The organism is Shewanella septentrionalis, assembly GCF_025370265.1.
Taxonomy (GTDB): domain Bacteria; phylum Pseudomonadota; class Gammaproteobacteria; order Enterobacterales; family Shewanellaceae; genus Shewanella; species Shewanella hafniensis.
In genome coordinates, this window is sequence record NZ_JAMTCC010000003.1 from 50,125 (window position 1) to 64,341 (window position 14,217).

Consider the following 14,217-nt stretch of genomic DNA (forward strand, 5'->3'; position numbering starts at 1 on the left):
CCAGGGGTTTTATCCTGCCCGAAAGGTACACCTAATTTCATGTTTACCATCCTTGTTTAAATCAGACCTGTCCAGTATCGCTGCTCTCAAAAAAAACTTTTCATCAATATATGTAAAATGCATAAAAAAGCCTTAACAAAGAGGCTTATTAGGTAACGTCAACGAAAAATCGTTAGACTTCTGCTTTTAACTGCAACCAGCCTTGTTCACTTAAGCGTTCCCAAGCTGCAAGAATATGAGCGGGTTTCATTGTAGCCTTTCTCGCATTCCAGCTGTGAACCCGCTGAACCAACTCTTCAGCAGACAGTGCAGGATTTGACTCTTGTGTCACAACCCAATGAACCGTTGACAGTAGTTCCATGCCGTTCTGAGACTCATACCCTTCAATTAGCTTAGCGACTTTATCAAAACGTTGCTTAGTGTCAGGGTGTTGCGCTAAGAAACCTAAAGCCTCTTTGGCGGCATCATCTTTGAGATCAATAGGTGTTTCTGGCTTATTCAAACCATCGGCATAACCCGAAATAAAGTGACCTTCCATCTTATCGAGTACGTGACGGAGTACATCAGCGTAAGGCCCATAATGATGCTTTTTAAAAACAACTTTATTTAATGGCTCGCCCACCACAGTCAAAAAGTAAACTAACTTTTGCACTTCAAGCAATGACAATCTGTAGCCAAAACCGGTAGATACATAGCGGTCGATCAAACCTAGAACAGCTGCTCTACCAATAGTCATACGTGGGCGTCGAGTTTGATTGGGCATAAGCTCAGCACTAGGTGCTGTTTGTGGTGGATAAATGCGCCAATCAACATCAGGCAACTCAGCGAGTGAAGTCTGTATTACTTGCTCAACCTCATGCCAGGGCAAACCACCCAATCCACTGCCTAGGGCCGGAATAGCCACTGATTTTAGGCCAAGACGGCGAACTTCAGCTTTAAGGCTCTCCAAACCTGACTCTATGTATTCGAGCTTAGATTGGCCCTTCCAGTGCGCTTTAGTAGGGAAATTGATGATATAAAAAGGTGAATTTATTGAATCAAGTGAAACGGGAAGCACAGTACCTGTCACCAAAGACTTATCGTCACAGGCTTTTTTGTATACTTTGAAGTTGTCAGGAAAGGCTTTTTTAAATTGCAACGCCAAGCCCTTACCCATCACCCCTACTGTGTTAACAGTATTGATGATTGCATCAGCTTGATCATGCAATATATTGCCTTTGTGATAAGTAATCATTTTAACCTCTAGCAATACCACTTTGGCCGTACAATAACCTCAGGCTTATGCTGTACAGCTTGTAGTAATACGCTCACTTCTTCTGCTACCGCTTGGGTTTTTACCCCGATTTGTCGGATAGTGTGCCATGCCACAGATTCGAATGCCAAAAATTCGGCCTGCTTCTCCTCTTTAAAGTCTGACCAATAGCGTTCATTAATGATCCGCTCTAAGTCCAATTCATTAATACGAGTGAAATCATCTATTTGTTCGGCATAATCCAAATCTGCATGTATATCGGTAAAAAAGCAATTATCGTTAGTCAATCGAATGGTGTCGATATCACTGATCAAATGTAATACACGTTCTTGTCCACCTTGATAGTCATCATGGCCTTTATGGATCACAAATAGCATCACGGAGCGAGGGCAAAAATTAAACGGCACATATTGCCCAATAGTCCCACCAGTCGCCACGTTCACAGGGCGAACTAAACGACGCTGTTTAATGTGGCTATAGCCAATATTCTGGTTAACTAAACCAAGTTCAATGCGCTTATGATCGGACCACAAGCATCCTTGGGTGAGAATACTGATCAGATTATCAATGTGAGTGATATGAGATACTTTGACTGTCATTTTTACCTGCAAATCAATTCATTGGCGTAAAAAAGCACTCTTGCCTTATTTATAAGTCAGCTTACTTGGATTTGCTCATTAGCCCAAGACCTAATTAAGTACAACATCCTCAGAAGCTATTCGACAACCTAAATTGGTGAATGTGTCATGTTTGTGATTCGAGAGGCGAGACTTCTAGCCTTTAATCCTCTATGTTAAAGACTTAAGTGCCTCTTCGAATTTCAACACTATACGAGAATGCTCCGTGTGACTTCGGGTACGCATTTGGTCTGCCATGCTCAACCACAGATCTATGGCTTCACGGTGCCCAAATTTGTCAGTTTCAGGATCGACACCCTCCAAATATTTCTCAGGGTTGGAAATTAACTCTTCAATTGAAACACGACCTCTTACCTTCAGTCGGAAAGCGTCTTGTGACCCATAATCGTAAACTGGCAATCTTTGCCCTTGTGCAACTGGTTCAAGCACTTTTGCTGCTACGTAAGATCCATAAACGATCGCATAATTTCTCAGCATGGATGCCAAATTTGCGGCCAAATAACCTCTACAATGCCAATAACAAACGCAACTGTAATGGACCAATTCAAAACGATATATAGTTCGTTGATTAACCTCTCCCACAGGAACAGATATCACCAACACCCCAGAGTCATCAGGATAAAATAAGTTATTGCTGGTGGGCATGTACAAGGTTGCCCGCAAAGGTAGATGCGATTCAAGTGCAAGACTTTTTAGGTAGACATCAAATCCTTGAGGATTTTTATAAAAGGAATGCGGTTCGTAAACCACATCACTAGCGCAATCCAACCAATCTCTATTGATACCAAAAAACTGCGCCGCTTTTTCCATCAGATCAGAAGTTAACACCTTAGTAAGTGATTCTGCAGAGTGACAATCGGCAATACTTAGGCCGTGCCCAAAAAAATCAGGAATTTGACTTGGCTTTACGCCATGGGCATCAAACAAGGCGAGGAAACGGCTGGCGGGTGTCTCTGGTTCAGGTTGCTTTAAAAACTTTTTGACGTAATGAGCAATCTTTTCAGCAAATTGGAAACCGCTTAATAATTCACCGATCCCTATCGCCATCATCACTCCCTGATTTAGAAAGATTTAGTACAAAAAGCCTTCGCATATGCGAAGGCTAAGAAACTACTGATATGTTACAAGGCCGTAAAAAGCCTTACTTTTTGTCACTTAATCCAGCTGCAACATCTTTGAACGCTGCTAACGCAGCTTCTAAATGATCAATTATCTCTTGTTGCAATATTGCTGGTGCTGGCAGATTGTCGAGATTATCCAAGCTGTCATCTTTAAGCCAAAACACATCAAGACTGGCTTTATCTCGATTTATTAACTGATCATAACTGTAATATTTGAATCGCTCGGTTTCTTTGCGTTCAAAGCGATTGTCAGGATTGTAGCACTGAATAAAATCCTTAAGATCGCTCAACACCATCGGGCGTTGTTTAAGCGTGAAATGCATATTAGTTCTTAAATCATAAAACCAAATACCTTTAGTGTGCACTTTTTCATCACGTGGAGCGTTATCAAAGAACACTACGTTCGCTTTCACACCATTGGCATAAAAGATCCCTGTAGGTAGACGTAAAATAGTGTGAACATCACAGTTATTTAGCCATTTACGGCGAATACGTTCACCTGCGCCACCTTCAAACAAAACGTTATCAGGTAATACAACGGCGGCTTTACCAGTATCTTTGAGACTCGAGACAATATGCTGTAAAAAATTAAGCTGTTTGTTGGTCGTGGTCGCCCAAAAGTCTTGGCGCTCATAGGTTAAGGCTTCTTTGTCTTCACCACCTTCAGCATTGGTAATTGTCATACTGCTTTTTTTACCAAATGGTGGGTTGGCTAAAACGTAATCAACCTTATCTTCGCCTTTGATTGCCATCAATAAGGCATCCGCGCGTTCCACTTTCGGCTCACCATCAATGCTACCGATGTTGTGTAAAAACAAATTCATTAAACACATGCGGCGAGTTGAAGGCACAATCTCATTACCAAAGAAGGTTTCATCACGTAAAAACTTCACTTGGTCTTTATTGAGCTTGGATTTAGCAATCGTGCTGGCGTTATCTTTAGCAGGGTTCCAGTGGCTCATACCTTTTTCAATCCACTGACTATCACCATAAGTGATCCAATCACTGGCACTCAAAAAGAAGCCGCCCGTACCACAGGCAGGATCTAAAATCGTTTTCTTAGGCTCAGGGCGCACACACGCAAGCATGGCATCAATTAATGGACGTGGAGTAAAGTACTGGCCTGCGCCACTTTTGGTATCTTCGGCGTTCTTTTGCAGCAAGCCCTCGTATAAATCGCCTTTGGCATCTGCATCCAGGCTGATCCAGCTCTCTTCATCAATCATTTTAACAATGCGCGACAACTTAGCTGGGTCGGGGATTTTGTTTTCAGACTTATAAAAAATAGCGCCCAGCATGCCTGGGGCATCTGCAAGTTTTTTTAATACTCTACGGTATTGATCTTCCAGCGCTTCTCCGGTCAGGCCTGTTAATGAATCCCAGTTATAGTTACTCGGTACTTTGGTATCGCGTGAATAAGGCGGCTGTGAGTATTCATGTGCCATCTTGAGAAACAGTAAAAAAGTTAACTGCTCTAAGTAATCACCATAGCCAACACCATCATCACGTAAGGTATGACAATAATTCCAAACTTTTTGTACTAATGCGGGAGCATTCATTTCTACTATCCAAAGCGACTAACGGACAGCACTAGGGATTACTGCTGTCTAAAGGGGCAAGATTATACCGATTTTTGGCAGAATTGGTTGTCTCTTTTCGCTGTTCGGCTGCATGAACACAGAACAGACTGAATGTTATACTCAGTAAATACAAATTTCGTTGCTCAGACAGTTGCTCATTCTGCGGCAGTATGTAAACGACGTTGAACTTGCCCTAACCCTTGCATAATTTACGCGTTACTTATGTGGGTTTAGCTGCCGTTAATCAGAGCCTGCTCCTTAGTAAATATACATTAAGCAGCCTCTCTTTGTGGTAGAGCATCTCTAATTAAAGCAACAACTAGAGCGTTATCAGATTCAAAATGAAATCTTAACATCCCAACTACCTTATCTTTAAGATATCCAAGACCCTGTTCCGGATTTCTTTTTTTGTAATTTTCAAATTTCACTAGCCCTTCTAGCACTTGAACATCGGAACTATTGCGATCTAAATTTAAGTTTTGTAAAAAATCACCAACCTCTCTTAATACTGCTTCATAGTTCGGTGAAAGCACAGTCTCTTTAAGGCGCTTTTCAATTGAGAAAACTTCATTCCACGTTCTTGTCTCTTCAATATCAGGGGAAATGGTAATATTCCAATTTGGTTTGTTATCTAGCAATGTAATTGGTGTTGTATTAATTAAGCTAATTTCCGCCTTGACAGTCCCATAGGGATTTAGTGCTTTTCTTCTTATGTTATTTTTGAAAAGTAAATCCTGTTGTAACTTATAACTCTTATTACACTTACCACCCATAGGAACCAAATTAAATAAATTTGCAGCAGACGCTATATATTGATCTCTTAATAAATAATGGTCTTCATCTTCTCTTTTTAAACCAGGGGCTTCAAAAGGTTCATAGCCACAAAACGGACAAGTCTTACTTATTAATGAATTGTAAATGTCATTATAATGGCTATCTCGTGATTTCGTTCCGGTTAATAGTTTAAAACCTTCAATAAATATTCGTTCAAAACAATCTATAAATAATCCAATATCAGCATCTACGACGGTTAGGTCTGTTGTCCCATCTAACAATCCATTGATATCATTTTGACAATCAATAAAAGCTAATGCTTTATTTCGTTGCGCTATCGAAAGCGGGGTTGCTATATTTTCAAGCTCCACTAATAAATCACGTATTTTCCTGCGATTGCTTAATTTAGTTCTATGCCTTTGTGGTAACACGTGCGGCCAAAGAGGTACAGCAACTCCATTATTAAGATTATTAAAGATCAGTGTTATAGCTTCATAGATACTCTCATAAACAAAATTATTATTTTGCGCAGCATCGATAGGATAATTAACGAACATTAATTCTCCTCGCTCGAAATTAATGCTAACTTGGCAGCCAATTTCATTCGTTCTGTTGATTCACCCAAGTTCGCTATCGCATCTTGGAGCTGACTCTTTGTACCATTCACCATTAATTCTTTAATCTGATCTCTTGGTAATCCTGAGATTTGTGGTGAAATATCAAAACACTCTGCAAGAATGGCATCAAATTTACTACCATAAGTCTGGATTCTTGGATTTCTTGATTCAATCTCACCTTTTTCATTTTTACTAAAAATAAGAACATTATTCCTGTCCATATCAGAAGGAACAAATGGTGAATGAGTTGTTATTAAGCAGTCTTGTATTGCAGCTAGTGATTTTTCTGAGCGTTTCCCCTCGTTCTCACATTGCGATTTGCTCGCTGTAGGTAGATTCATGATCTTGGAAATAAATTCCACTCGCCATTTAGGATTAAAGTGGCTTTCAGGTTCATCAAGTAAAAATAAAACGTTAGGAAATGATGCCATACAAATAGTACCTAACAATTGCGTTAATTGATGCTCCCCATCTGATAGCGATACATAATCTACAGGCTCTTCACTTTTTTGTGAAATAAACTCAACACGCTCAAAACGAAATACTTTCTGCCGTTCCATAGGTTCTGGTAATCGGGATGCAAACCGTCGTTGCTCAACCCCTTTTTTGAAGGCCTCTCTATCTTGTTTGGGAATAATGAGGTCATTAAGCATTGCGAGCTTATGGAAGCAAGAATATAGTTCTAAAGCACCTGACTTCCAATAGTATTCAAAGGCTTGATAGGTCGCATCTTGAACGAGAAAATCAAAAGTGTAGGTTAGGTTTTTAGCATCGTAATCAAAGCTAGTAGCTGAACGTTTTAAATACTCAACATACTTTTGAAGCTCTTTTGTCAGTTGAACTTTGCTCTTTGCAGACGAGCCATATTTTAGTTGCACAACACAGCGAAAAGATCGCAGCTTTTTAAGGTTCGGTTCATGTATTAAATGTTCACGCACATTTTCGGGGTTCAATAATAAGTTCGCAATTAACACTTCTAGATTAGTACTGTAATCAATTAGCAGCATTCGTGAGTCTAAAATAGGCAAGGCTGATTTATCTTTATCTAACGCATTTTGGCTGACCTGTTTAGCATAACCTGCGCGACTGACAAAAAAGGGAATGCTTAGCGTTTCATTATCACCAGACGTATAACCTATTACCTTTGATGGTAATAGAGTTTCAATTTCACTTATGTTAGTCACCAAAGTCCAATCGTCATCTACAAATTTTTCAATGGCAATATCCATTTTTTTGCTCGCCATTTTTCGACGATAAAGCTTGACCTTCTTTACTTCCCCATCAGATACCAGCGAGTACTCTAGCTCAAATTGAATTTGACTATTGGGCGTACCTTGCTCTTCATCTGGCAAATATTTTTCAAATACGGCTTGAAATATTTCGGCAATAATTTGTAAAACTTGTGATTTTCCTGTGCCATTTGGACCAATTAAACACAATGGTGAAAAAGCATCTGTTTCAACCAAACCATTACGAAAATTTATTATCACGCCATTCAATAAGCCGCCGCAAGTATCGGCATCAATTATGTTTAATCGGATAAGTTTCATTTATCTTCCTTGATAAACGTTATCGCATTCAACTTCTGGTCGAATACTTGTTTAAAGAGTGGCTTATTAGCACTTAACATTTCAAATACACAATCTTTTAGCTGGTCGTAATCACCTTGAAATGTTTTTTGTAATTCGCCAAACGTAAAACTGTTTCCTTCATAATCACTCACCCACTTGGTAAGCTCTTCGGTTGTTATATTTTTCATGGCTGACTTTATCTTTATTTGTTTAGTTTTGGGCTTTTTTGCCAAAGCTTCACACTCTTGCTTAATTTTATCAAGCAATACTGAAGCGGGTTCGTCATTAGGATCTTGCGACACTAGTTGGCCGGAAAAAGCCGACTTTAAGATATTTTTACGCTGGGCATCTGAGGCCACTAAACTGAATTTTATCGACTTTACTTGAGTCTCAATTTCTTCTGCTTGAAACTTATAAAGTTGGTGTATTTCTTGTTGTTCACGAACACAGGGTATAGGTACACACATCGATCTTACAATCAGTAAATTTAAATTTGGTTGCACACCACCAGAAGCTTTGCTTCTCATTTTCTGGTAGCTATCAAGCAAATATATTTTTAGAAACTCTTTTAGAACTGAGGCCTCACCTTCTAGAATAAGCGCTGCCAAAGCTTGATTGATGGTTGCAGGGATTTTTAGCTCTGCACTCATTCCTCTTGTTTTTCCTTCACCATACATTGCTACAAGCAAAGTACCTGCAGGATAAATTTTTAATCGACATTCATCTACAGCCGTTTGAGTTATAAAAGTGTTAGCTCTATAGACACTTTCTTCATTAACCGCACCGCTAGTTACCCAAGGTATATCACCATTATCATAATAATCATTTCTTGATTTTAATGGTGTAACCCCCGTGCCTACAGAAGCAAGCTGATCAATTGTTGCCCATACCCAACCTTTAGGCAGTTCAGGCAAGTCGGGGGTATCGGGTTGAACGGGTTCGGGATATGCATCTTGCCAGTTTTTAGGAGGTGTTTTGCCTTTTTCAGCAAACTCAGTGAGCTTTTGTTGCTGCCACTGCTCGCGGCGCTGTTTTAAAATGCGTGCTAGCAGTTGCTCACCTGTTTCTTGCACTCGGTCGCTATTTTCAGCGCGCCATTGCTGAGTCAATGAACCTTCAACTGCACTTTTTAATAGCGATTGGCGGTATTGGCTAAGTTTGGTTTGTGCGGCTTTGAGTTCTTCAATCCCGTTGTCAAACTCGGAAAATAGCTCCTCAAGCTTTTCTACCAATCTATCTTGTTCTTTTCTTGTTGGTAGCGGTAATGGGATACTCTGAATCGTTTTTGATGAAAGATGCTTTACTGTCACAGCAGATGTGCTTTGATTTATTGCATCTAAATAACCTGGTAGTAGGTACGCTAAAAATTTTTGATTATAAAAATTTTCATTTGCAGTCAATTTGCAAACGCGTTGATTTAACAGTGCAATGCCGCTTCGCCAAAATGCTGAGTGGAAGTCACCATCCATTCCGACCAGTAAATCGCCACTATTCACAATGTAGTCTTTAGAGTAATCACCTTCGTAAGTTGTATCGGTTTTACCTGAAACGATATCTCTGATTCTGATGAGAGGTAAACCTTTTCCGGTGTTAAAACCACTTGATGAGAATGCATAGCCATTGACGACTTCCACAACATCTTGAAGAGTTACTCTTTCCCACGTTTCATGTTTGTTTAGCAACCCAGTTGTGTCTTCTGTAACTAATTCATTTATATCTTTAGAAAATGCCATACTATGCAATTAATTCCTGATTCATTTCAGCCAATAGGCTATCTAATTCGTTATTTTGGCCGTTGTTGTTTGGGTTGCTAACAGCAAATAAGCCCCAGGCTTTTTGTAAACCGCCATGGTCGGAAAAAGGACTGTAGTCAAAATCATCCCGCTCGATGGCGCAGCTGGCGGCAATATGATCTTTGATCAAGCGTAACCACTGGGTTTGCTGCTCGGTAAATGCGGTTGAGCGCTGGGCATTATGACGGAAAATCCACTTTTTAAACTTGGCATCGACCTGTTCGGCAAAGGGTTTGAGTTCACTGTCTAACCCCATGGCAAAACGGATCAGCGAGATGATATCAGTCAGTTGCCTTTGGCTGCTCACTTTTTTGCCCTTGTTTTTACCTGACGCTTGCTGGCTGCTCTGATTAAGTCGCTCATAAGCGCTCCACAGCTTTTCAGTGGTCAGCAGCAAAGGTGGCTTACTTAACGCTTGGTGCAGTTCTTCTAACATGGCAAAGGTTAAGCCTCTGCGCTGATACGGCTGCTGGTAAAAAAAGCTTAAGGCTTGAATATCATCTTTATGCTGCTCGATGAAGTCTTTAAAGCTTTGAATGACTTTTGCAGCATTGTCGGCAGCTTGGCTACTGTAACCAGAATAAGTCACCGTATCTAAGTTGATATGGTCGATAAGCTGCTCACGCTGCCTGCGGGCCGATTCTATGCCTTCACGCGTGGCCGGATTATCAAAGGTTTGGCAGGCCTTATCAATCAACTGCTCTTTAGCACTTTGGCGTTCGCTCTCGGTTAAAGACTCTTCATCAAGGGTAATGCCTGCCGCTTTAGCGTTAGCAAGGGCTTGCTGATTAATCGCATCTGGGTCGAGCGCAGTGAGCAAGTCTCTGGCCACTTGCGGTAACGGTTTACCGGTAAGCTTTTCAACCTCGGCTAGCCCGCGCTTATCCAGCTGTTTACTTAAACGGGTTAAACGATTCGCTAAGCTTTGAATGGTGTCATCATCGCGATGGCCCATGGCCACACCTTGCAATAAATCTTTCAGTGAGAGATTAGGGCTACGCTCTAGTGGGCGGCTTTCGGTTTTGAGTGACTTTTCAACGCCAACGGCATCAATGAGCACAAAGCGGTCTTTATCGCTGGTGGCACTTTTACTGACGTTGTGCAGATCTTCATAACTTAAACTACGAACGCCACGGCCTTTCATTTGTTCGTAATAGCCTTTACTGCGCACATCGCGCATAAAGAGCAATATTTCGAGTGGTTTAACGTCCGTGCCTGTGGCAATCATATCCACCGTTACGGTAATGCGCGGATTAAAGTCGTTACGAAAATCATTCAAAATGCCATCAGGATCTTTGGCGTTATAAGTGACTTTTTTACAAAACTCATTACCTTGGCCGTATTCTTCACGCACAATTTGAATGATGTCGTCGGCGTGGCTGTCGGTTTTAGCGAAAATCAGTGTTTTGGGCACTTCTTTACGATCTGGATAAATCTGGGTTTCAACGGCCTTTTTCATCGCCTTAATGACTTGGCGAATTTGGCTGACATTAACAACTGAACGGTCTAGATCTTTGCCAGTGTAACTGTTGTCTTCTTCTGCCTGTGCCCAACGTTTTTTGCGAGTCAGTTTGTCGCGGTGATCAAGCCATTCTTTGGCTTTTAACTCTGCGCCTTTATTGCCGATTTCGGTTTCAATTTCATAGACGTCGTAACCGACGTTGACACCATCAAGCACTGAGTCTTCATAGCTATATTCAGCAACGATATTTTCCTTAAAAAAGCCGAAAGTACGTTTATCAGGCGTGGCGGTTAAGCCAATGATGAAGGCATCAAAGTAGTCGAGCACTTGCTTCCACAAGTTGTAAATAGAGCGGTGGCATTCATCTACAATAATAAAATCAAAGGTTTCAACAGGCACGGCTGGGTTGTATTTTACCAACTTGGCTTGCTGCTGGTTTTGCTTCATTTCGTGTAGTGAAATGTCCTCGGCGCTTTCATCAATTGGCTTACCACTTAAAATCGAATACATACGCTGAATGGTACAAATGCATACCTCGGCAGCACTATCAATTGTGCTGCTAGTTAAGCGCTGAACGATATGGTTTTCATGGAAAAAGGTTTGCTTGCCTTGCGGTTTAAAGGCATGAAATTCTTGCTGTGCCTGTTTACCTAAGTTGCGGGTATCAACCAAAAATAAAATACGTTTTGCGCCGCCATGATTTAGCAAACGGTAAACAGCATTAATCGCAGTAAAGGTTTTACCAGCACCCGTAGCCATGTGAATGAGTGAGCGTGGGTGGTTTGCTGCTAATGATTTCTCAAGCCCAGTAATCGCACTAATTTGGCATTCGCGCAGTTTTGCTTTGGGCAATTCAGGCATATTGTATTTTAAGCGCTTGCGCAATGAGCTTGCTTGCTTTATCCACTCTTGCAGCGTTTCTGGCTTAAAAAAATGGAAAATTTCCCGAGATCGAGGAGCAGGATCTCGAAGGTCGGTAAACTGAATAACTTGGCTAGTGGCTTCAAACAAAAATGACAGCGGTTCTTGATTATTTTGAAACTTAATTTTGCTACTCGCATAACGAAGGGTTTGCTCTTCAACTTGCGATAATATGCTGTCATCTTTTTTGGCTTCAATTACGCCAACGGCTTTGCGATTAACAAACAGGATATAGTCGGCAGGGCCAGAATCGGTAGGGTATTCACGGATTGCAACACCTAAGCCTTCACCTAGATTAGCTGCTGGCCAGGTTTGTACTTTCCAACCAGCAAGCCTAAGCAGCTCATCAATTGATAAACGAGCTAGGGTTTCTGGTTTTAATCCGTCAATGTCCATTTGAAGTCCTAATATTTAAAGGTGAGCTTAGCACCGCTGGCACCATCTCTTTATAGCTTGGAATTGTATCGACCATCCCTGTGCCTCACCTCTTATTATTCTTGTGGCAAAAACAGCAACGGTAATCGCCTAAATGCTCTCAAGTACTATGTTTAAAGCAGCTCAATTAAACGATTACACTATTTAGATTGATGCACATAATTTTTAGGATTGTGTCAGAAAAGTTCCATCTAATCCAGCGAGATAGCACACAGTCTTTGTCCTAAGCTGTCAGGTAGTTGGTTCGCGGTATCCCTTGGGGTATCTTCAAAGCCTTTGCTGGTGAATTGGCGATGTAACTACGTTCTCTTCGTCTTTTGAAACATAACTGGAGTTAAACGCTTTGAAGGCGAAGAACTACGGGATGGATGTCTCAACCCATTGTGTTGATCATCAGGGCGACAAGACAAGCGCATGCCGGTGAGGGCGATACGCTTGTCTATACGTCAGTTATTGCCCTGTTTGAATAGTCTGTGCCATTCCAGTGCTTAATGCATCGTGGCAGTTAGGCTGGTCGTGTTATTGCGATAGTAACTGAGCAAGCTCAGTAAGCTCTGAATGTTGTCCTTACCCTAGCTTGTTTCCGGTCGTTCCCTTGGTTAATTAGGTTGTTTTTAGTTATTGCTCATAGGCTTATTTATAGAGGGATTCAGCCAAGAAAAAGCATTTCAATTTAGTAATGGAGGACGCTCTTAGCCTTTGAAGGCAGGAGGCGGTAAGGAATATCCTGAAGTTAATTAATGTGCAGTAAAACGGATGTTGATATGGGCTTAAACGGTTTCACTTTGGGCATCTCGCTCCTCTATTCTTGTTAAAATCCATTCTTGCACTTCACTTTCTACCCAAGCGGAAGCTCGGCTACCGAGTGACACGGGTCTGGGAAATGTTCCTTCTGCGATGTACTTGTAGATAGTGGAACGGGCTAGACCGGTGTAATCCATAACTTTAGGTAGGCGAATTAGTTTCATGATGAGTTTCTCGGTTATTGTCTCATCACATATGTCCTTCGAGTAATTTTTAACTTTTTTCCTTATTTCCAAATCTTTTCAGATATATATCACTCCTGTGCATAAGCCCATTAACGCTTTCAAGGAGCCTGATATGTCAACAAAATCGATGTCCTCCCAACCCGTAAAGCCCCCATTGCTAAACCAACCGATCAACCATTGGCCGCAAACTGCCGAAGCGATCCTAGCCTCTGCCGCCAATATCATTGCTGAACGCTATGTAAAGAAAGACGCCTACAACAACCCTCAAGCCACTAAGGATTTTTTGACTTACAAACTCGGCGGTTATGAGCGGGAGGTGTTTGCGGTAATGCTGCTCGATTGCCAACATCAATTACTGGAGTTTAAAGAGTTGTTCTTTGGCACCTTAGATGCTGCCAGTGTTTATCCCCGCGAAGTGGTTAAGGCGGTGTTGGCCGTCAATGCGGCGGCGGTCATCTTTGCCCATAACCATCCATCCGGCGAATCAGAACCTTCGGCTGCAGATAAGAACATCACCAAACGGTTAACCGATGCACTGGCGCTGATTGACGTGCAGGTGCTTGACCATATTGTGGTGGGTCGTACACCGGTGTCCTTTGCTGAACGAGGCTTACTCTAGCCCCGCATTCAAGCTGCTTTTTATCACTCCCACTTAAGGAGTCAAACATGATTGAATTTACCGACAGCTTTTCACAGGCCTGTGTCGCCGAGGCCTGCGCCGCTTTTCCTGAGCTGCGTAACCGTTTGGCGGTTGAACTGATTTTGCCAATGTTTGTGCGGCCGCTCAACGCCATGGGCCAAGTGATTGGAAAGCCAGTCGTTGCACCACACCGCGAGCTACATAAAACCGTATTATTTGTTTTTCACCGCGATGTGGTTGAGCACTTACCCAAGGAGATTGCCTTCTGCCGCTATGTTTGCCCCTGTGACACTTATGGTGTGCCTATGGGTGAATGGCAACGGGTGATCAACGGCGTGTACTTTAACCATGGCAGCAATGAGCAACCCAATTGGAGCGTCCATACCTAATTTTGCAAACCGTTACCTAAACGTCATCTAGTCCA

At 41.7% G+C, this 14,217-nt stretch carries 11 protein-coding genes; 2 read left to right on the forward strand and 9 right to left on the reverse strand.

From position 1 onward, the window contains the following. Positions 1-172 precede the first annotated feature (172 nt). The 9 genes from darG to NE536_RS02235 form a co-directional block, all read right to left on the reverse strand. On the reverse strand, positions 173-1,234 hold the full coding sequence (darG, locus tag NE536_RS02195; RefSeq protein ID WP_261271659.1) for a type II toxin-antitoxin system antitoxin DNA ADP-ribosyl glycohydrolase DarG: 1,062 nt from the start codon (positions 1,232-1,234) through the stop codon (positions 173-175). Positions 1,235-1,242: 8 nt separating this feature from the next. Beyond that, positions 1,243-1,851 (reverse strand): type II toxin-antitoxin system toxin DNA ADP-ribosyl transferase DarT, encoded by a 609-nt coding sequence (darT, locus tag NE536_RS02200; RefSeq protein WP_261271660.1) that lies wholly within the window; start codon positions 1,849-1,851, stop codon positions 1,243-1,245. Positions 1,852-2,040: 189 nt separating this feature from the next. Continuing rightward, the gene (locus tag NE536_RS02205; RefSeq protein ID WP_261271661.1) at positions 2,041-2,937 is read right to left on the reverse strand and encodes a hypothetical protein; all 897 of its coding nucleotides are present in this window, start codon (positions 2,935-2,937) and stop codon (positions 2,041-2,043) included. 94 nt (positions 2,938-3,031) lie between these two features. Then, positions 3,032-4,570, reverse strand: a complete 1,539-nt coding sequence (locus tag NE536_RS02210; RefSeq protein ID WP_261271662.1) for a class I SAM-dependent DNA methyltransferase — start codon at positions 4,568-4,570, stop codon at positions 3,032-3,034. A gap of 293 nt (positions 4,571-4,863) precedes the next feature. Next, complete coding sequence (locus tag NE536_RS02215; RefSeq protein WP_261271663.1) at positions 4,864-5,922, reverse strand: hypothetical protein; 1,059 nt, start codon at positions 5,920-5,922, stop codon at positions 4,864-4,866. Then, a complete protein-coding gene (locus NE536_RS02220; RefSeq protein ID WP_261271664.1) occupies positions 5,922-7,532 on the reverse strand; it encodes a restriction system-associated AAA family ATPase in 1,611 nt (536 codons plus the stop codon). Before NE536_RS02220 ends, NE536_RS02215 begins: the two co-directional genes overlap by 1 nt. After that, positions 7,529-9,286, reverse strand: coding sequence for a restriction endonuclease subunit S (locus NE536_RS02225; RefSeq protein WP_261271665.1), 1,758 nt, complete (start codon positions 9,284-9,286; stop codon positions 7,529-7,531). The genes NE536_RS02220 and NE536_RS02225 overlap by 4 nt, the downstream gene beginning before the upstream one ends. Before the next feature lies 1 nt (position 9,287). Then, complete coding sequence (locus NE536_RS02230) at positions 9,288-12,125, reverse strand: type I restriction endonuclease subunit R (protein ID WP_261271666.1); 2,838 nt, start codon at positions 12,123-12,125, stop codon at positions 9,288-9,290. 809 nt (positions 12,126-12,934) lie between these two features. Then, positions 12,935-13,132, reverse strand: coding sequence for a helix-turn-helix transcriptional regulator (locus NE536_RS02235; protein ID WP_261271667.1), 198 nt, complete (start codon positions 13,130-13,132; stop codon positions 12,935-12,937). 148 nt (positions 13,133-13,280) lie between these two features. On the opposite strand from NE536_RS02235, the gene radC reads away from it, so the two are divergent. Beyond that, positions 13,281-13,772: a RadC family protein gene (radC, locus tag NE536_RS02240; protein ID WP_425347524.1), complete on the forward strand. Its 492-nt coding sequence runs from the start codon at positions 13,281-13,283 to the stop codon at positions 13,770-13,772. Between the two features lie 47 nt (positions 13,773-13,819). Next, positions 13,820-14,182 (forward strand): hypothetical protein, encoded by a 363-nt coding sequence (locus NE536_RS02245; RefSeq protein ID WP_259506678.1) that lies wholly within the window; start codon positions 13,820-13,822, stop codon positions 14,180-14,182. Positions 14,183-14,217 lie beyond the last annotated feature (35 nt).